The organism is Burkholderia sp. BE17 (assembly GCF_009362305.1).
Classification (GTDB): domain Bacteria; phylum Pseudomonadota; class Gammaproteobacteria; order Burkholderiales; family Burkholderiaceae; genus Burkholderia; species Burkholderia pyrrocinia_C.
In genome coordinates this window covers 305,285-322,114 of record NZ_WHNU01000001.1, presented here as the reverse complement: position 1 = coordinate 322,114, position 16,830 = coordinate 305,285, and the positions used below count along the sequence as shown (strand labels likewise).

Sequence of the window (16,830 nt, the reverse complement as noted above, 5' to 3'; positions counted from 1 at the left end):
CGCGAGAGCGGGAACGACGGCAGGCCGCACCTTGTTGTGTTGTCACGAGCACGCTGGAGCGGGAACGATGGCGGGGAGAATTGCCTGAAGAGGCGCTTGGGCCCGATAGACAGGGCCGGCGGCCGTAGGGCACCTGCGAATACGGCTTCAAAGCACGGCGTTCACACACCGCACGCTGCAAAAAAGCGCGCTAAGCCTGAGTCCGGGCATTGCCACGGGCGCGCGCAATGCGTCGCGCGCGCCGACGGGCGGCAGATGCTGCGGCTTGGGCCGCAGCGGGGAGTATCGAATCCAGCCCGACTTTCCCGCTTGGGGTGTACTTCCCTGGTTTGACGTCGCCAAGCCCCGCACGCTTCGCGGGGCCAAATCGGGCGCAACGCCGTAATATTCGCAACCGGCAGCCTGCGGACGCACTTCGCGCCGTCGGGCTGCCGATCAAATTCTTTTCAACCAACTTTCCGTTACCGCGGCGCCTTGCCGACCGAATCCGCCTGTGGGCGCGATCCTTGCCGACGGGCGGCGCCGTGCGTGCAACTTGCTGCATCTCTTTGATTAGGGGCGAGCAGCGGACCCCCGGCGCAAGTAAAATAACGGTTTCCGCTTGCGCCTTGCCCGACTCGGTCGGGGCCGGCCGGTCAGGCCACCCTCAACGTCAGGCTGGGCAAAATTATATTCAGTATGAATGAGTTAGGCAAAATATCCCAGAATTCGGTCGCAAGCGGCCAGGTATCGATGATCGAGATCGACGAAAACTCGGTCGGTCAGCGGATCGACAACTTCCTGTTGCGCGTCTGTAAAGGCGTGCCGAAAAGCCATATTTACCGGATCCTCCGCAGCGGCGAAGTGCGCGTGAACAAGGGCCGGATCGACGCGCAGTACCGCCTAGCGCTTGGCGACATCGTCCGCGTGCCGCCCGTGCGCGTGGCGGCGGCGGACCTCGCGCGCGCCGACACGCCGATCGTGCCGCCCGCGAATTTCGACGTGCTGTACGAGGATGACGCGATGCTGGTCATCGACAAGCCGGCCGGCGTTGCGGTACACGGCGGCAGCGGCGTCGCGTTCGGCGTGATCGAGCAGATGCGCCAGGCGCACCCGCGCGCGAAGTTCCTCGAACTCGTGCACCGGCTCGACCGCGAGACGTCCGGGATCCTGATGCTCGCGAAGAAGCGCACGGCGCTCGTGGGCCTGCACGAGCAGATCCGCGAGAACCGGATGGACAAACGCTATTTCGCGTGTGTCCACGGCGAATGGCAGCCCGACTGGGGGCGCCGCCGCGCGGTGAAGGCGCCGCTGTTCAAGTATTCGACCCCGGAAGGGGAGCGCCGCGTGCGCGTGCAGGACGACGGGCTGCCGTCGCATACGGTGTTCAACCTCGTCGACCGCTGGCCCGACTACGCGCTCGTCGAAGCGGAACTCAAAACGGGTCGGACCCATCAGATTCGTGTGCACCTCGCGCATCTCGGCCTGCCGATCGCCGGCGACGCCAAGTATGGCGATTTCGCACTGAACAAGGCGCTGGCGCGCGCGAACGCGCAGCCGGCGTTGAAACGGATGTTCCTGCACGCGCACCGGCTGCGGCTCAACCATCCGCTGACCGGCGAGGCGCTGCAGTTCGATGCGCCGCTGCCGGACGAATGCCGGCGCTTCCTCGACCAACTCAGCGCACTGCGCGATACCGCCTGAACCGCATGGCACGACAGCAATTTGACCTGATCGTCTTCGACTGGGACGGCACGCTGATGGATTCGACTGCGCATATCGTGCACAGCATCCAGGCCGCATGCCGCGATCTCGGCTTGCCCACGCCGTCCGTCGAGGCGTCGCGCTACGTGATCGGCCTCGGCTTGCGCGACGCGCTGCAGATTACCGCTCCGACCCTCAATCCATCCGACTATCCGCGGCTGGCCGAGCGCTACCGCTATCACTATCTGCTCGACGACCAGCGCATCGAGTTGTTCGCCGGCGTGCGCGAACTGCTCGCCGAGTTGCGCGATACGGGCTACCTGCTGGCCGTTGCAACAGGCAAGGGTCGGGTCGGGCTGAATCGCGTGCTTGACCAGTCGAAGCTGACGAGTGTGTTCGACGCGACGCGCTGTGCGGACGAGACGTTCTCGAAGCCGCATCCGGCGATGCTGCACGAGCTGTCCCGGGAATTGGGGCAGGACCTGTCGCGCACCGTGATGATCGGCGACACGACGCACGACCTGCAGATGGCCGCGAGCGCCGGAGCGGCGGGCGTTGGCGTCGCATACGGCGCGCACACGGCCGATGCGCTGGCTGCGCTCGCGCCGCGCTTCGTTGCGCCGGACGTCGACGCGTTGGCCGCGTGGCTGCGGGAGCACGCATGAGCGCGGCGCAGGACGCCGTGCGCGTGTGCGCATCGGACGCGCTGGCCGACGGCGGCGCCGGCGTGCGGGTCGACGCGACGCTGCGCGGCGAGCAGGCCGTCGTATTCTTCGTGCGCTACGACGGTCGCGCCTACGGCTACCTGAATCGCTGCGCGCACGTGCCGATGGAGCTCGACTGGTCCGAAGGGCAGTTCTTCGAGTCGTCGGGCCTGTACCTGATGTGCGCGACGCACGGCGCGATCTACGCGCCGGATACCGGCAAGTGCGTCGGCGGGCCGTGCCGCGGCGGCCGCCTGCGGCCGGTCGAGGTCGACGAACGCGACACGCCCGACGGGCGTGCGGTATTCTGGGTGCCCGACGCCGACCTGCGTCCTGCCGCTCCCGCCACGAACGATTGACGACAATACTGCATGGCCGACCAACCGAATTCCCCCGATTCCTCCTCCCGTCCCGACAGCCGTGAACCGAACTGGGAGCGCGCGGCGCTCGAGCGGATCGCGCTTGCGGCCGTGAAGGAACAGCGCGCGGCGCGGCGCTGGAAGATTTTCTTCCGCTTCGCGTTCCTTGGCGTGTTCGTGCTGCTCGCGTTCGCGCTGATCGATTTTTCGAGCGATTCGAAATTCTCGACGAGCGGGCGGCATACGGCGCTCGTGACGATCGACGGCGAGATCGCGGCCGGCGTCAATGCGAACGCCGAAGACATCAACACGGCGCTCGACGCCGCGTTCGACGACGACGGCACGGCCGGCGTCGTGCTGCGGATCAACAGCCCGGGCGGCAGCCCGGTGCAGGCCGGCATGGTCTACGACGAGATCCGGCGGCTGCGCGCGAAGCACCCGGACAAGCCGCTGTACGTCGTCGTGACCGACATGTGCGCATCGGGCGGCTATTACATCGCGGCCGCGGCCGACAAGATTTTCGTCGACAAGGCGAGCATCGTCGGGTCGATCGGCGTGCTGATGGACGGTTTCGGCTTCACCGGGCTGATGGGCAAGCTCGGTGTCGATCGGCGCCTGCACACGTCAGGCGAAAACAAGGGTTTCTACGATCCGTTCTCGCCGGAGACGCCGAAGATGGACGCACATGCGCAGGCGCTGCTCGACCAGGTGCACGCGCAGTTCATCAAGGCCGTGAAGGAGGGCCGCGGCAAGCGGCTGCATGAGACGCCCGACATGTTCTCCGGCCTGTTCTGGACCGGCGAGAAGAGCATCGAGCTCGGGCTTGCCGACGGCTACGGCACGACCGACACGGTCGCGCGCGACGTGCTGAAGGCGCCCGATCTCGTCGACTATACGGTGAAGGAAAGCCTGACGAACCGTGTCGCGCGCAAGTTCGGCGCGGCCGTCGGCGGCGCCGCGATGAAGGCGCTGACGGCCGGCGGCGCGTCGTTCAGCCTGCGCTGACCGGCGCGGGCGACGGGCGTCCGGCGGGCCGCGAGGGCCCGCTGGCCGGCCGCCGGCCGCGGCTTCAGTTCGCGAGCAGCAGGAAGATCGCGGGGCGCTTGTGCAGATTCGGCGCAGGCGCCTTTTTCCAGTCCGCCACGGTGCGGCTTGCGATCGTCTCGGTCGCGAGGGTCAGGTCGGCGGCGACACAGATCTGCGTCGACGGCGCGCAGGTCGCAATCAGCGTGTCGAGCATCGCGTGATTCCGGTACGGCGTCTCGATGAAGATCTGCGTCTGGCGCGCCTTGCGCGACAACTGCTCGAGTTCGCGCAGGCGTTTCGCGCGCGCGGCCGCATCGACCGGCAGGTAGCCGTTGAACGCGAAGCTCTGCCCGTTCAGGCCCGACGCCATCAGCGCGAGCAGGATCGAACTCGGTCCGACGAGCGGCACGACCTTCACGCCGCGCTCGTGCGCGCGGCGTACCAGCAATGCGCCGGGATCGGCGACGGCCGGGCAGCCGGCCTCGGACACGAGGCCGGCATTCGCGCCGGCCAGCACGGGCGCGAGGAGCCGGTCGATTTGTCCGGCAGGCGTATTGACGTTCAACTCGCGGATCTCGATTTCCTGGATCGGGCGCGTCGTGCCGATCTTCTTCAGAAAGGCGCGCGTCGTCTTCGCGTTCTCGCCGATGTAATAGCCGAGCGTGCCGGCCCGTGCCTGCACGGCCGCGGGCAGCACGGCGGCGAGCATCGATTCGTCGCCTTCGCCGAGCGTGTTCGGGACGAGATAGAGCGTACCGGCCGTCATGCGCGGTCTCCGCGGGTGGTTGCAAACAGCGGATATTCGGCGGCGCGCAGCATCTGCGTGAGCGCGATCAGCGGCAGGCCGACGAGCGCGGTCGGATCGTCGGAGTCGATCGCATCGAGCAGCGCGATGCCGAGCCCTTCGGATTTCGCGCTGCCGGCGACGTCGTACGGAGTTTCCGCGCGCAGGTACGCGTCGAGTTCGGCCTCGGGCAGCGAGCGGAAGCGTACGCGCGTGACGATGTCCTCGACCTGCGCTTCGCCCGTGCGGCTATCGTACAGGCAGAGTGCGCTGTGGAATTCGACTTCGCGGCCCTGCATCGACACGAGTTGCGCGAGTGCGCGCTCATGCGTGCCGGGCTTGCCGATCTGGAGCCCGTCGAAGGTCGCGACCTGGTCCGACCCGATCACGAGCACGCCGTCCGGCGCGTCGATCGTCGCGGCGACGGCGCGCGCTTTCGCGGCGGCGAGGCGCAGGGCGGTCGCGGCCGGGGTTTCGCCGTCGAGCGTCGTTTCGTCGAGGTCGGGCGACACGACGTCGAACGGCACGCCGAGGCGCTCGAGGAGCGCGCGGCGGTAGCGGGAACTGGAGGCAAGAATCAGCCGCGGCGGGCGGCAAACGGTATCCGGCATGGTCGGTTGGATCGGTGAGTCGTCAGGTGTTGCGCGGCGTTGCGCGGACGCAAGCTTAAGTGATTGACCGCAAAAGGTAAAACAGGTATGCTTTCCCGCTTTTCGTCGGCAGGCTTCCGTGGTGGCGCCTGTCGGGTCTTCGGAAGTAAAGTACGTACCCGTACGTGAGTGGGCGGCGCCAAGCCGGATCCGCAAGTCAGCCTGTAGGCAGGAGCGCACATGAACACTTCTTCTGGCAAACCTGCGGCGCCGCTTGATCCGCACGCAGTCGACCTGTTCGAGTTCGCCCGCAGCGGGCGGCAGGCGGCAGGGGCGGTGCGCCTCTCGCAACTGCCGCGCATGTTAAACGAAGTGCCGGCGGACGCGCCAGATCGCGACACGGTCTTCACGTGGCAGGCGGAAGGGTTCACGCAGAAGGAATTGCAGGACGACGGAGCCGATGGGCAGCAGCCGTATCTGCGCCTCGCGGTGCATGGCCAGGCATGGCTCACGTGCCAGCGCTGCATGACCCCGTACGACCAGACGTTCGGCGTCGACATGGTGTACCGCGTCGTCGCGACCGAAGAAGAAGCTGAAGAATTTCCGCTCGACGACGATGAAGCCGATGTGATCGTGGGCTCGCGCCAGTTCGATCTCGTCGACTTGATCGAAGAGGAGTTGCTGCTTTCGTTGCCGCTCGTGCCCAAGCACGAGGTTTGCCCGGCAGTTCACGAAAGCCTCGTGTCGGGTGCGAGCGGTCCTGAGGAAGAGGCGGGCGAAGAGTCCGAGGAAGCCGGGGACGAAGGCAAACGGCCGAATCCGTTTGCAGCGCTGCAAGCGCTGAAGAAGGACGGTGACGGCACCAAGAAACACTAAGCAGTTGTGGCGCGGGAAGGCGTAAGGGCTTTGGGCCAGGGTAGTTAAGCGCCGGATCGGGCTGTGTTAGAATCCGGAAAATTATTTAGGAGTTAGTCATGGCAGTCCAGCAAAACAAGAAGTCGCCGTCGAAGCGCGGCATGCATCGTTCGCACGATTTCCTGACGGCAGCGCCGCTGGCAGTCGAGCCGAGCACGGGTGAAGTGCACCTGCGTCACCACGTCAGCCCGAACGGCTACTATCGCGGCAAGAAAGTCGTCAAGACGAAGAACGACTAAGCGTCAAGTCACGCGTTGCGCGCTACGTTCGCCGTTCGCGTGACAACTGGTTCGCTTGACACTTTCCTGGCGCAACAAAAAGGCGGCATTCAACTGCCGCTTTTTTGTGCCTGAAATTCGTCGCATTCCATGACCGTAAAGCTCACAATCGATTGCATGGGAGGCGACCACGGCCCGTCCGTGACCGTTCCCGCGGCAGTCAAGTTCGTCCGCGCGCATCCCGATGCGCACCTGATGCTCGTCGGCATCGAAGGCGCGATCCGCGCTCAGCTCAAGAAGCTGAAAGCCCTCGACGATCCCGCGCTGACCATCGTGCCCGCCACCGAAGTCGTGGCGATGGACGACCCTGTCGAGGTGGCGCTGCGCAAGAAGAAAGATTCTTCGATGCGCGTCGCGCTCAACCACGTCAAGGAAGGCGCCGCGCAGGCCTGCATCTCCGCCGGCAATACCGGCGCGCTGATGGCCGTCTCCCGTTACGTACTCAAGACGCTGCCCGGCATCGAGCGGCCCGCGATCGCGTCGGCGCTGCCGAACCCGACCGGCTACACGATGATGCTGGACCTCGGCGCGAACGTCGACTGCGAGCCGCAGCACCTGCTGCAGTTCGCGGAGATGGGGCACGCGCTGGTGGCCGCGCTCGAAGGCAAGGAGCGGCCGACGATCGGCCTGCTGAACATCGGCGAAGAGGTCATCAAGGGCAACGACACGATCAAGCGCGCAGGCGAGCTGCTGCGCGCCAGCACGCTGAATTTCCGTGGTAACGTGGAAGGCAACGACATCTACAAGGGCACCGTCGACGTGATCGTGTGCGACGGCTTCGTCGGCAACGTCGCGCTGAAGACGTCCGAGGGGCTCGCGCAGATGCTGTCCAACATCATCCGCGAGGAGTTCGGCCGTTCGCTGATGTCGAGGTTGATGGCGCTGCTCGCGCTGCCTGTCCTGATGCGTTTCAAGAAGCGCGTCGACCACCGCCAGTACAACGGTGCGGCGCTGCTGGGGCTGAAGAGCCTCGTGATCAAGAGCCACGGTTCGGCCGATGCCTACGCGTTTGAGTGGGCGATCAAACGCGGGTATGATGCCGTCAAAAACGGCGTGCTGGAGCGCCTTACGCGCGCGATGGCGGACAATTCGGCGTCGCTCGGCGACGGCGAACACGACGCGGGCGGCGCGGGCCATGCAAGCCCGGCCGCAGGCCATCACGCCGAACCTTCCGCTGCGCAATCTTCTAAAGCTTAAATGGCCCAATCGACTCTCTATTCCCGCGTGCTCGGCACGGGCAGCTATCTGCCGCCCGACCGCGTCACGAACCAGCAGTTGACCGATCGTCTCGCGAAGGAAGGCATCGAGACGAGCGATGAATGGATCGTTGCGCGCACGGGTATCCATGCGCGCCATTTCGCCGCACCGGACGTCACGACGAGCGACCTCGCGCTCGAGGCGTCGCGTCGTGCGATCGAAATGGCCGGTATCGATCCGCAGTCGATCGACCTGATCATCGTCGCGACTTCGACCCCCGATTTCGTGTTCCCGAGCACCGCGTGCCTGCTGCAGAACAAGCTCGGGATCAAGAACGGCGGCGCGGCATTCGACGTGCAGGCCGTGTGTTCGGGCTTTGCGTACGCGATGGCGACGGCCGACAGCTTCATCCGCAGCGGCCAGCACCGCACGGCGCTCGTGGTCGGCGCGGAGACGTTCTCGCGCATTCTCGACTTCAAGGACCGTACGACCTGCGTGCTGTTCGGTGACGGCGCGGGCGCGGTGATCCTTTCCGCGTCGGAAGAGCCGGGCGTACTCGGCAGCGCGCTGCACGCGGACGGCAGCTATTCGCACATCCTCTGCACGCCGGGCAACGTGAATCGCGGCGTGATCGAGGGCAGTGCATTCCTGTACATGGATGGGCAGGCCGTGTTCAAGCTCGCGGTCAACGTGCTCGAGAAGGTTGCGATCGAGGCGCTTGCAAAGGCGAATCTCGCGCCCGAACAAATCGACTGGCTGATTCCGCACCAGGCCAACATCCGCATCATGACCAGCACCTGCCGCAAGCTCGGCCTGCCGCAGGAGCGCATGGTCGTGACGGTCGACCAGCACGGCAACACGTCGGCCGCGTCGATCCCGCTGGCGTTCGACACCGCGGTGCGCGACGGCCGCATCCAGCGCGGCCAGCACGTGCTGATCGAAGGTGTGGGCGGCGGCTTTACCTGGGGCGCGTCGGTCTTCCGCTTCTGATCCGCGGCGCGCGACTGCTGCGCGCGGATCCCATCGGCGCGCCGTTCGTGCGCGCCGTCCGAATCGATTCAATTGGGGACGATATGAAATTTGCATTCGTTTTTCCGGGGCAGGGCTCGCAGGCGGTCGGCATGCTCAACGCATTCGCCGATCTGGCCGTCGTGCGCGAGACGCTCCGGGAGGCCTCCGATGCACTCAATCAGGATCTCGGCAAGCTGATCGCCGAAGGCCCGGCCGAAGAGCTGAATCTGACCACCAACACGCAGCCCGTGATGCTGACCGCCGCGTACGCGTGCTATCGCGCGTGGCAGCAGGCGGGCGGCCCGGCGCCGTCGATCGTCGCCGGCCACAGCCTCGGTGAATACACGGCGCTCGTCGCGGCGGGCGCGCTCGCGTTCAAGGACGCAGTGCCGCTCGTGCGCTTCCGCGCGCAGGCGATGCAGACGGCCGTGCCGGTCGGCCAGGGCGGCATGGCCGCGATCCTGGGCCTCGACGACGACACGGTGCGCGCGGTGTGCGCCGAAGCCGCGGAAGCGGGCGTCGTCGAAGCGGTGAACTTCAATGCGCCTGCGCAGGTCGTGATTGCAGGCAACAAGGCCGCCGTCGAGAAGGCGTGCGAGATCGCGAAGGCGAAGGGCGCGAAACGCGCGCTGCCGCTGCCCGTGTCGGCACCGTTTCATTCGTCGCTGCTCAAGCCGGCATCGGACCAGTTGCGCGACTATCTCGTGAACGTCGACGTGAAGGCGCCGCAGATTCCGGTCGTCAACAACATCGACGTCGCCGTGGTCAGCGATCCGGCCGCGATCAAGGACGCGCTGGTGCGCCAGGCCGCGGGCCCGGTGCGTTGGGTCGAATGCGTGCAGCACGTTGCCGGCACGGGCGTCACGCACGTGATCGAATGCGGTCCGGGCAAGGTGCTCGCCGGCCTGACGAAGCGCATCGACGGCAACCTGACGGGTGCGTCGGTGTTCGATCCGGCGTCGCTCGACGAAGCGCTCAAGCTGGTGACCGCCTGACGCGGCGCCTTTTCTCAAGAGACGGATATTCGATTCATGGAAAAGACTCTCGATAAACAGGTTGCGATCGTGACCGGCGCGTCGCGCGGTATCGGCCGCTCGATCGCGCTCGAACTCGCGCGCCTGGGCGCGACGGTGATCGGCACGGCGACGAGCGAATCGGGCGCTGCCGCGATCACCGCGGCGTTCGCGGAAGCGGGCGTCACGGGCCGCGGCGCGGTGCTGAACGTCAACGACGCGGCGGCCGCCGAGGCACTGATCGACGCGACCGTGAAGGAATTCGGCGCGCTGAACGTGCTCGTCAACAACGCGGGCATCACGCAGGACCAGCTCGCGATGCGGATGAAGGACGAGGACTGGGACGCGGTGATCGACACCAACATGAAGTCGGTGTTCCGCCTGTCGCGCGCGGTGCTGCGCCCGATGATGAAGGCGCGCGGCGGACGTATCATCAACATCACGTCGGTGGTCGGCTCGGCCGGCAACCCGGGTCAGGTCAACTACGCGGCCGCGAAGGCCGGCGTCGCGGGCATGACGCGTGCGCTTGCGCGCGAAATCGGCAGCCGCGGCATCACCGTGAACTGCGTCGCGCCGGGCTTCATCGACACCGACATGACGAAGACGCTGCCGGAAGAACAGCAGGCCGCGCTCAAGACCCAGATTCCGCTCGGCCGCCTCGGCAGCCCGGAAGACATCGCCCATGCCGTCGCGTTCCTCGCATCGCCGCAGGCCGGTTACATCACCGGCACGACGCTGCACGTGAACGGCGGCATGTACATGTCGTAACGATTTTCGTTTACTATCCGCGCCGTATCCCGTTTTTCAGGCGGATCGGCGCTTGATCGGCCATCAAGCCAACGCGCGTTTTGGCGTCAGCAAACCTGATAAAATGCGCGCACTTGTAAATCTGAACTTTCCCTCGGAGGGGTAATGGACAACATCGAACAACGTGTCAAGAAGATCGTCGCTGAACAACTGGGCGTCGCGGAAGCCGAGATCAAGAACGAAGCTTCGTTCGTGAACGATCTGGGTGCCGACTCGCTCGACACGGTCGAACTGGTGATGGCTCTCGAAGACGAGTTCGGCATGGAAATCCCGGACGAAGAAGCAGAGAAGATCACGACCGTTCAGCAAGCGATCGACTACGCTCGCGCAAACGTCAAGGCGTAAGCGCCTTTCGCGCTTGTCCGCCACGTCGCCGCGATCTTCGCGATTGACGCGCCATTCTGCCGGCTTCGCGCCGGACGGACTAACAGCCACAGGGCTCGCAGGGCTGGTTCCTGTGGCCACTGTGGCTTTTGTTTTTGTCATCCAATAATGGAAAAGAGGTTACCGTGAGCCGCCGTCGTGTTGTCGTTACAGGCCTGGGGCTGATTTCGCCTGTTGGCAATAATGTTGCCGACGGCTGGGCCAATCTCGTCGCCGGCAAGTCCGGTATCGCCACCGTCACGAAGTTCGATCCGTCGAATCTCGCCGTGCATTTCGCGGGCGAGGTGAAGGGTTTCAGCGCCGAGGAGTACATCCCGGCGAAGGAAGCCCGCAACATGGATACGTTCATCCATTACGGCATCGCCGCCGGCGTCCAGGCCGTCAAGGACAGCGGGCTGGAAGTGACCGAAGCCAATGCGGAACGCATCGGCGTGCTGGTCGGTTCCGGCATCGGCGGCCTGCCGATGATCGAAGACACGCACCAGACCTACGTGGATCGCGGCGCGCGCCGGATTTCGCCGTTCTTCGTGCCGGGTTCGATCATCAACATGATCTCGGGTCACCTGAGCATCATGTTCGGCCTGAAGGGCCCGAACCTCGCGGCCGTGACGGCCTGCACGACCGGCCTGCACAGCATCGGCCTCGCGGCACGCCTGATCCAGGCCGGCGACGCGGACGTGATGGTCGCGGGCGGTGCCGAATCGACGGTATCGCCGCTCGGTATCGGCGGTTTCGCGGCCGCGCGCGCGCTGTCGACCCGCAACGACGATCCGGCCACCGCGTCCCGTCCGTGGGACAAGGATCGCGACGGCTTCGTGCTGGGCGAGGGCGCTGGCGTGATGGTGCTGGAAGAGTACGAGGCGGCGAAGGCGCGCGGCGCGAAGATCTACGCGGAAGTCTCGGGCTTCGGCATGACCGGCGACGCGTACCACATGACCGCGCCGAACATGGACGGCCCGCGCCGCTGCATGGTCGCGGCGCTGCGCGATGCCGGCGTGAACGCGGACGAGGTCCAGTACCTGAACGCGCACGGCACGTCGACGCCGCTGGGCGACAAGAACGAGTCCGACGCGGTGAAGGCGGCGTTCGGCGAGCACGCGTACAAGCTCGTCGTGAACTCGACGAAGTCGATGACGGGCCACCTGCTGGGTGGCGCGGGCGGCCTCGAGTCGGTGTTCACGGTGCTGGCGCTGCACAACAACGTGTCGCCGCCGACCATCAACATCTTCAACCAGGACCCCGAGTGCGATCTCGATTACTGCGCGAACACCGCGCGTGACATGAAGATCGACGTGGCCGTGAAGAACAACTTCGGCTTCGGCGGTACCAACGGCACGCTGGTGTTCAAGCGCGTTTGACGCTGAATCGCTTGACGAGTCCATTCGATGCTCCGGCCGGGCGTCCGCAGCGCTTTGCGTTGCGGGCCTCGGCCGTGTCGTATGTCGTGCTGGCCGCGTTCGTCGCGTCGGCTGCCGCGTCGGTATACCTGTTCTGGGCGCCGCGCGCGGGCGCAGCCGCCGGCGCATGCGTGTCGGCCGCGACGGCCGCGCTGCTGGCCGTGTGCGCCGCGCGGGCCTGCGCCCGCCGGCTGCCGGCCGAGCTGCAGATCGACGCGTTCGGGGAAGTTGCGGCGTTTGGCCGCACCGGGCGGCTGCTGGCCCGCGGCCGTGTGACGGGCCATGCGCACTGGAGCAGCCTGTTGCTCGTGCTGTCGGTCGGGCAAGGCGCCCGGCGGGCCAGGCCGCTGCTGATTCCGGCCGATGCGCTCGACGCCGCGTCGTTCAGCGCGCTGTCCGTGCTGGCGAGAACCGCGGGCGCGGCGGGGCGGGCATGACGGCGGCGCGGTTACCGACCGTAACCAGCGGCCGGCGCGGGAACGCTACAATAGCGCTCCGCGTTGCATCCCTAGTTAATGGATTTGTCAGGTGAGTGAAAAAGAAATTGATCAGGTTCTGGTCGAGCGCGTACAGAAGGGCGACAAGGCAGCGTTCGAACTCCTGGTCTCCAAATACCACCGCAAGATCATTCGGCTGATCTCGCGCCTCGTGCGGGATCCCGCCGAGGTCGAGGATGTAGCCCAGGACGCGTTCATCAAGGCGTATCGTGCGCTGCCGCAATTTCGCGGCGAGTCCGCGTTCTACACGTGGTTGTACCGGATTGCCGTCAATACGGCGAAGAACTACCTTGCGACGCAGGGTCGCCGCGCACCGACCTCGACCGAGGCCGATGCGGAGGAAGCGGAAACTTTCTCCGACGCAGACCAACTAAGGGATATCAACACGCCTGAGTCGATGTTGATGAGCAAGCAGATTGCCGAGACGGTCAACGCAGCAATGGCCGCCTTGCCCGAGGAACTGCGCCAGGCGATTACGCTGCGCGAGATCGAGGGCCTGAGCTACGAAGAGATCGCGGAAATGATGGGCTGTCCGATCGGGACGGTCCGGTCGCGGATCTTCCGTGCTCGCGAGGCAATCGCTGCCAAATTGCGTCCGCTGCTCGATACGCCCGAAGGCAAGCGCTGGTAAGCGCGACAGGCGGAGCGACGCGGGTCGGGGTCTAGTTACGGATAGAGTCGTGAAGTCACGACGGGGTGTGCAAGATGGGGAGCATCATGGGTTCGGTCAATACGCAGTCGCACGCGTGCTCGCGCGGCGAGCGCCTTTCCGCGCTGGTCGACGGCGAAATGTTCGATGGCCCGGATCACGGGCAGTTTCTGGCTGAGCTCGACCGCGCGGATCGCGCTGCGTGGGCCCACTACCACCTGATCGGCGATGCGCTGCGCTCGGACGAGCTCGCGTTGTCGCCCGCGCTGAGCGTCGCGTTCACCGCGCGCATGTCGGCCGCGCTCGAGAGCGAGCCGCACCTGCTCGCGCCGGCGGCCGCGCCGGTCGCGCGCAAGCTGCTGTCGCTGCGCCGGCGCGTCGTGCCCGCGTTCGCGGTGGCCGCCGCCGCGGCCACGCTGACGTGGATCGTCGTTCCGCAACTACAGACGGCCGGCACGCCGGGCGCCGTCCAGGTCGCGTCGGTCGGTGCGCCGCAAAGCGGCAACCTGCAGCGCGTGACGGTCGCGCAGGCGTCGGCCCAGCCGGGGCTGCAGGACGTCAACATCATTCGCGACGCCAGTCTCGACCAATACCTTGAAGCGCACCAGCAATTCGCGCAGCAGCCCGTCGTCACGGGTTCGATGCCGCTGATCCGCGCTGCCGTGACCACCACGCCAGGCCAATAAACCCGATGCGGACATTGCAGTTGAATCACGCCATCTCCGGATGGAAGCGGCTGCCGGCCCTCCTGCTTTGCGCAGCCGCCCTGTTGTCCGTTCAATCCCTTCCTGCCAGCGCTCAGCAACCGGACGATCCCGTCGCGACCCGCAAGGGCGCCGCGGACTGGCTCGACCGCGTCCAGCAGGCGGCGCAGCAGCAGAGCTACGAGGGCACGTTCGTCTACCAGCGCGGCGGGTATGTGCAGTCGTCGCGCATCGCGCACGTCGCGTCCCGCGACGGCGAGTTCGAGCGGATCGAGACGCTCGACGGCAAGCCGCGCAAGCTGCTGCGGCATAACGACGAGCTGTACACGTTCGTGCCCGAGCGCAAGCTGTGCGTGGTCGAGCGCCGTCAGACGCGCGACTCGTTCCCCGCGCTGCTCGGCGCGAGCGGCGAACACGTGATGTCCGTCTACGACGCGAAGTCGCTCGGCAAGGATCGCGTGGCCGGGATCGACGCGCAGGTCGTCGAGCTCGTGCCGAAGGATGCCTACCGTTTCACGTACAAGCTTTGGGCCGACGCGCGCACGGGGCTGCTGCTGCGTTCGCAGACGCTCGATGCGAACGATCACGTGCTCGAACAGATTGCGTTCTCGCAACTGCAGACGGGCGGTGCGAGCGGCGACAAGGCCGCGATCGCGGCCGGCATGCGCAACCTGAGCGGCTGGACCGTCGTGCGTCCGCCGGTCGCGACGGTCGACATGGAGGCGGCTGGCTGGCAGCTCGCGCCGAGCGTCGCCGGTTTCCAGAAGATCCGCGAAGTGCGCCGGCCGATGGCTGCGCGCGATGCGGGCGATCCGCCGATTCCGGTCGATCAGGCCGTCTTCACCGACGGTCTCGCGACGATCTCCGTTTTCATCGAGCCGGCCGAAAAGAATACGCGCAAGGAAGGCGCGGGCAGCACCGGTGCGACGCACGTCCTCGTGAAGCGTCGCGGCGACTACTGGATCACCGTGCTCGGCGAAGTGCCGCCGGCTACGTTGCAGCAGTTCGCGTCTGCCATAGAATACAAGGCTTCCAAGTAACGCTACGGCTTCCGACATGATGAAACACACGCTGCGCAAATGGCTCGCGGCGGCGGCGCTGTCTGCCTGCCTGCCGCTCGTGCCGCATACCGCGTTCGCGGTGACGGCTCCCGCTGCCAGCCTGCCCGACTTCGCCGATCTGGTCGAAAGGGTCGGGCCGGCCGTCGTGAACATCAGGACCACTGCCAACGTGCCGACGAGCAGCGGCCCGCGCGGGATGCTCCCGCCGGGCTTCGACAACGGCGACATGTCGGAATTCTTCCGGCGCTTCTTCGGCATTCCGCTGCCACAGGCACCCGGCAACGGTGGCGGCAATGGCAACCCGAAGAACGCGCCCGCGCCGGACAATCCGCCCGACACCGAGCAGAACCGCGGTGTCGGCTCGGGCTTCATCGTGTCGGCCGACGGTTACGTGATGACCAATGCGCACGTCGTCGACGATGCGGACACCATCTACGTGACGCTGACCGACAAGCGCGAATTCAGGGCGAAGCTGATCGGCGTCGACGATCGCACGGACGTCGCGGTCGTCAAGATCCAGGCGTCGAACTTGCCTGTCGTCGCGGTCGGCGACTCGAACAAGGTGCGCGTCGGCGAGTGGGTCGTCGCGATCGGTTCGCCGTTCGGCCTCGACAACACGGTGACGGCCGGCATCGTCAGCTCGAAGAGCCGCAACACGGGCGACTATCTGCCGTTCATCCAGACCGACGTCGCCGTGAACCCTGGCAACTCGGGCGGCCCGCTGATCAACATGCAAGGCGAGGTGATCGGCATCAACTCGCAGATCTACAGCCGTACCGGCGGCTTCATGGGCATCTCGTTCGCGATTCCGATCGACGAGGCGATGCGCGTGGCCGACCAGTTGAAGGCGACGGGCAAGGTCACGCGTGGCCGGATCGCGGTGGCGATCGGCGAGGTGACGAAGGATGTGGCCGACTCGATCGGATTGCCGAAGGCCGAGGGCGCGCTCGTCAGCAGCGTCGAGCCGGGCGGCCCGGCCGACAAGGCGGGCATCCAGCCGGGTGACATTATCCTGAAGTTCAACGGCCGCCCGGTCGACGCGGCGTCGGACCTGCCGCGCATGGTCGGCGACACGAAGCCCGGCACGAAGGCGACCGTCAGCGTGTGGCGCAAGGGTCAGGCGCGCGATCTGCCGATCACGATCGCGGAGACGCCGGTCGAGTCGACGGCCAAGGCCGAGCAGCGCAAGAACGCGCCGCAGAAGCCGCGCCAGACCAATTCGCTCGGTCTGACGGTCAGCGACCTGACGGCCGATCAGTTGAAGACGCTGAAGCTGAAGAACGGCGTGCAGATCGACGGCGTCGACGGCCCGGCCGCCCGTGCGGGGCTGCAGCGCGGCGACATCGTGCTGCGCGTCGGCGATACCGACATCACGAGCGCGAAGCAGCTTGCCGAAGTGACCGCGCAGCTCGATCCGCAGAAGGCAGTCGCGGTGCTGGTGCGGCGTGGCGACAACACGCAGTTCGTGCCCGTGCGGCCGCGCCAGAAGTAACGCGCCGATGTTCACGCTCTACGGCCGTGGCTGGTGCCACCTGTGCGACGACATGCGCGACGCACTGGCGCCGGTGGCGGCCGAATTCGGCGTTGCGGTCGACTATGTCGACATCGACACCGATGCGGCGCTCGTCGCCCGCTACGACGAGGACGTGCCGGTGCTGCTGCTGGACGGCGCGGAAGTGTGCCGCCACCGGTTCGACGACGCGAGGGTGCGCGACGCGCTCGCGGCCCGGCGCTGAGCCTGTCGCTGGCCGGCGTCGCGTCGCACGGGACT

20 protein-coding genes are annotated in these 16,830 nt (G+C 66.4%); 18 read left to right on the top strand and 2 right to left on the bottom strand.

From position 1 onward, the window contains the following. Window positions 1-678 precede the first annotated feature (678 nt). From GD429_RS01500 to GD429_RS01485, 4 genes are read left to right on the top strand one after another with little or no spacing between them, the layout of a single operon-like run. A complete protein-coding gene (locus GD429_RS01500) occupies window positions 679-1,683 on the top strand; it encodes an RluA family pseudouridine synthase (RefSeq protein ID WP_152855365.1) in 1,005 nt (334 codons plus the stop codon). Between the two features lie 5 nt (window positions 1,684-1,688). Further along, complete coding sequence (locus GD429_RS01495) at window positions 1,689-2,348, top strand: HAD-IA family hydrolase (RefSeq protein ID WP_152855364.1); 660 nt, start codon at window positions 1,689-1,691, stop codon at window positions 2,346-2,348. Next, window positions 2,345-2,746, top strand: coding sequence for a Rieske (2Fe-2S) protein (locus GD429_RS01490; protein ID WP_152855363.1), 402 nt, complete (start codon window positions 2,345-2,347; stop codon window positions 2,744-2,746). The genes GD429_RS01495 and GD429_RS01490 overlap by 4 nt, the downstream gene beginning before the upstream one ends. A gap of 12 nt (window positions 2,747-2,758) precedes the next feature. Then, window positions 2,759-3,751, top strand: coding sequence for a S49 family peptidase (locus tag GD429_RS01485; protein ID WP_152855362.1), 993 nt, complete (start codon window positions 2,759-2,761; stop codon window positions 3,749-3,751). A 64-nt stretch (window positions 3,752-3,815) separates the two neighbouring features. Here GD429_RS01485 and GD429_RS01480 read toward each other — a convergent pair whose 3' ends face one another. Together GD429_RS01480 and GD429_RS01475 are read right to left on the bottom strand one after the other, a co-directional pair. Continuing rightward, complete coding sequence (locus GD429_RS01480) at window positions 3,816-4,538, bottom strand: SAM-dependent methyltransferase (RefSeq protein ID WP_152855361.1); 723 nt, start codon at window positions 4,536-4,538, stop codon at window positions 3,816-3,818. Next, window positions 4,535-5,167 carry a Maf-like protein gene (locus tag GD429_RS01475; protein WP_152855360.1) on the bottom strand — a complete coding sequence of 211 codons (633 nt, stop codon included), beginning with the start codon at window positions 5,165-5,167 and terminating at the stop codon, window positions 4,535-4,537. The genes GD429_RS01480 and GD429_RS01475 overlap by 4 nt, the downstream gene beginning before the upstream one ends. 219 nt (window positions 5,168-5,386) lie before the next feature. Between GD429_RS01475 and GD429_RS01470 the strand changes: the two genes are divergently transcribed. The 14 genes from GD429_RS01470 (at window position 5,387) to GD429_RS01405 (ending at window position 16,795) form a co-directional block, all read left to right on the top strand. Continuing rightward, window positions 5,387-6,022, top strand: coding sequence for a DUF177 domain-containing protein (locus tag GD429_RS01470; protein WP_152855359.1), 636 nt, complete (start codon window positions 5,387-5,389; stop codon window positions 6,020-6,022). Window positions 6,023-6,120: 98 nt separating this feature from the next. Continuing rightward, window positions 6,121-6,300 (top strand): 50S ribosomal protein L32, encoded by a 180-nt coding sequence (rpmF, locus tag GD429_RS01465; protein ID WP_006051932.1) that lies wholly within the window; start codon window positions 6,121-6,123, stop codon window positions 6,298-6,300. Window positions 6,301-6,429: 129 nt separating this feature from the next. Next, window positions 6,430-7,536, top strand: coding sequence for a phosphate acyltransferase PlsX (plsX, locus tag GD429_RS01460; protein WP_152855358.1), 1,107 nt, complete (start codon window positions 6,430-6,432; stop codon window positions 7,534-7,536). Next, window positions 7,537-8,526: a beta-ketoacyl-ACP synthase III gene (locus GD429_RS01455; RefSeq protein ID WP_047900176.1), complete on the top strand. Its 990-nt coding sequence runs from the start codon at window positions 7,537-7,539 to the stop codon at window positions 8,524-8,526. Between the two features lie 83 nt (window positions 8,527-8,609). Beyond that, a complete protein-coding gene (gene fabD, locus GD429_RS01450) occupies window positions 8,610-9,542 on the top strand; it encodes an ACP S-malonyltransferase (RefSeq protein WP_152855357.1) in 933 nt (310 codons plus the stop codon). 36 nt (window positions 9,543-9,578) lie between these two features. Further along, complete coding sequence (gene fabG, locus GD429_RS01445; RefSeq protein WP_152855356.1) at window positions 9,579-10,328, top strand: 3-oxoacyl-ACP reductase FabG; 750 nt, start codon at window positions 9,579-9,581, stop codon at window positions 10,326-10,328. 144 nt (window positions 10,329-10,472) lie between these two features. Further along, on the top strand, window positions 10,473-10,712 hold the full coding sequence (acpP, locus tag GD429_RS01440) for an acyl carrier protein (RefSeq protein ID WP_004197638.1): 240 nt from the start codon (window positions 10,473-10,475) through the stop codon (window positions 10,710-10,712). A gap of 164 nt (window positions 10,713-10,876) precedes the next feature. Next, the gene (fabF, locus tag GD429_RS01435) at window positions 10,877-12,109 is read left to right on the top strand and encodes a beta-ketoacyl-ACP synthase II (protein WP_174417696.1); all 1,233 of its coding nucleotides are present in this window, start codon (window positions 10,877-10,879) and stop codon (window positions 12,107-12,109) included. 11 nt (window positions 12,110-12,120) lie between these two features. Then, window positions 12,121-12,585, top strand: coding sequence for a protein YgfX (locus GD429_RS01430; protein WP_152855354.1), 465 nt, complete (start codon window positions 12,121-12,123; stop codon window positions 12,583-12,585). A 91-nt stretch (window positions 12,586-12,676) separates the two neighbouring features. Continuing rightward, window positions 12,677-13,276, top strand: coding sequence for an RNA polymerase sigma factor RpoE (gene rpoE, locus GD429_RS01425; protein ID WP_034183098.1), 600 nt, complete (start codon window positions 12,677-12,679; stop codon window positions 13,274-13,276). 86 nt (window positions 13,277-13,362) lie between these two features. Continuing rightward, window positions 13,363-13,980: a sigma-E factor negative regulatory protein gene (locus GD429_RS01420; RefSeq protein WP_152855353.1), complete on the top strand. Its 618-nt coding sequence runs from the start codon at window positions 13,363-13,365 to the stop codon at window positions 13,978-13,980. 5 nt (window positions 13,981-13,985) lie between these two features. Continuing rightward, complete coding sequence (locus GD429_RS01415; RefSeq protein ID WP_152855352.1) at window positions 13,986-15,038, top strand: MucB/RseB C-terminal domain-containing protein; 1,053 nt, start codon at window positions 13,986-13,988, stop codon at window positions 15,036-15,038. A 16-nt stretch (window positions 15,039-15,054) separates the two neighbouring features. Then, a complete protein-coding gene (locus GD429_RS01410; protein WP_152855351.1) occupies window positions 15,055-16,551 on the top strand; it encodes a DegQ family serine endoprotease in 1,497 nt (498 codons plus the stop codon). A gap of 7 nt (window positions 16,552-16,558) precedes the next feature. Then, the gene (locus tag GD429_RS01405) at window positions 16,559-16,795 is read left to right on the top strand and encodes a glutaredoxin family protein (RefSeq protein WP_152855350.1); all 237 of its coding nucleotides are present in this window, start codon (window positions 16,559-16,561) and stop codon (window positions 16,793-16,795) included. Window positions 16,796-16,830 lie beyond the last annotated feature (35 nt).

Excerpts from the sequence above, each read along its gene's own strand:
- GD429_RS01500 (WP_152855365.1), top strand. The coding sequence starts at position 679 with ATGAATGAGTTAGGCAAAATATCCCAGAATTCGGTCGCAAGCGGCCAG.
- GD429_RS01495 (WP_152855364.1), top strand. The coding sequence starts at position 1,689 with ATGGCACGACAGCAATTTGACCTGATCGTCTTCGACTGGGACGGCACG.
- GD429_RS01490 (WP_152855363.1), top strand. The coding sequence starts at position 2,345 with ATGAGCGCGGCGCAGGACGCCGTGCGCGTGTGCGCATCGGACGCGCTG.
- GD429_RS01485 (WP_152855362.1), top strand. The coding sequence starts at position 2,759 with ATGGCCGACCAACCGAATTCCCCCGATTCCTCCTCCCGTCCCGACAGC.
- GD429_RS01480 (WP_152855361.1), bottom strand. The coding sequence starts at position 4,538 with ATGACGGCCGGTACGCTCTATCTCGTCCCGAACACGCTCGGCGAAGGC.
- GD429_RS01475 (WP_152855360.1), bottom strand. The coding sequence starts at position 5,167 with ATGCCGGATACCGTTTGCCGCCCGCCGCGGCTGATTCTTGCCTCCAGT.
- GD429_RS01470 (WP_152855359.1), top strand. The coding sequence starts at position 5,387 with ATGAACACTTCTTCTGGCAAACCTGCGGCGCCGCTTGATCCGCACGCA.
- rpmF (WP_006051932.1), top strand. The coding sequence starts at position 6,121 with ATGGCAGTCCAGCAAAACAAGAAGTCGCCGTCGAAGCGCGGCATGCAT.
- plsX (WP_152855358.1), top strand. The coding sequence starts at position 6,430 with ATGACCGTAAAGCTCACAATCGATTGCATGGGAGGCGACCACGGCCCG.
- GD429_RS01455 (WP_047900176.1), top strand. The coding sequence starts at position 7,537 with ATGGCCCAATCGACTCTCTATTCCCGCGTGCTCGGCACGGGCAGCTAT.
- fabD (WP_152855357.1), top strand. The coding sequence starts at position 8,610 with ATGAAATTTGCATTCGTTTTTCCGGGGCAGGGCTCGCAGGCGGTCGGC.
- fabG (WP_152855356.1), top strand. The coding sequence starts at position 9,579 with ATGGAAAAGACTCTCGATAAACAGGTTGCGATCGTGACCGGCGCGTCG.
- acpP (WP_004197638.1), top strand. The coding sequence starts at position 10,473 with ATGGACAACATCGAACAACGTGTCAAGAAGATCGTCGCTGAACAACTG.
- GD429_RS01420 (WP_152855353.1), top strand. The coding sequence starts at position 13,363 with ATGGGTTCGGTCAATACGCAGTCGCACGCGTGCTCGCGCGGCGAGCGC.
- GD429_RS01415 (WP_152855352.1), top strand. The coding sequence starts at position 13,986 with ATGCGGACATTGCAGTTGAATCACGCCATCTCCGGATGGAAGCGGCTG.
- GD429_RS01410 (WP_152855351.1), top strand. The coding sequence starts at position 15,055 with ATGATGAAACACACGCTGCGCAAATGGCTCGCGGCGGCGGCGCTGTCT.
- GD429_RS01405 (WP_152855350.1), top strand. The coding sequence starts at position 16,559 with ATGTTCACGCTCTACGGCCGTGGCTGGTGCCACCTGTGCGACGACATG.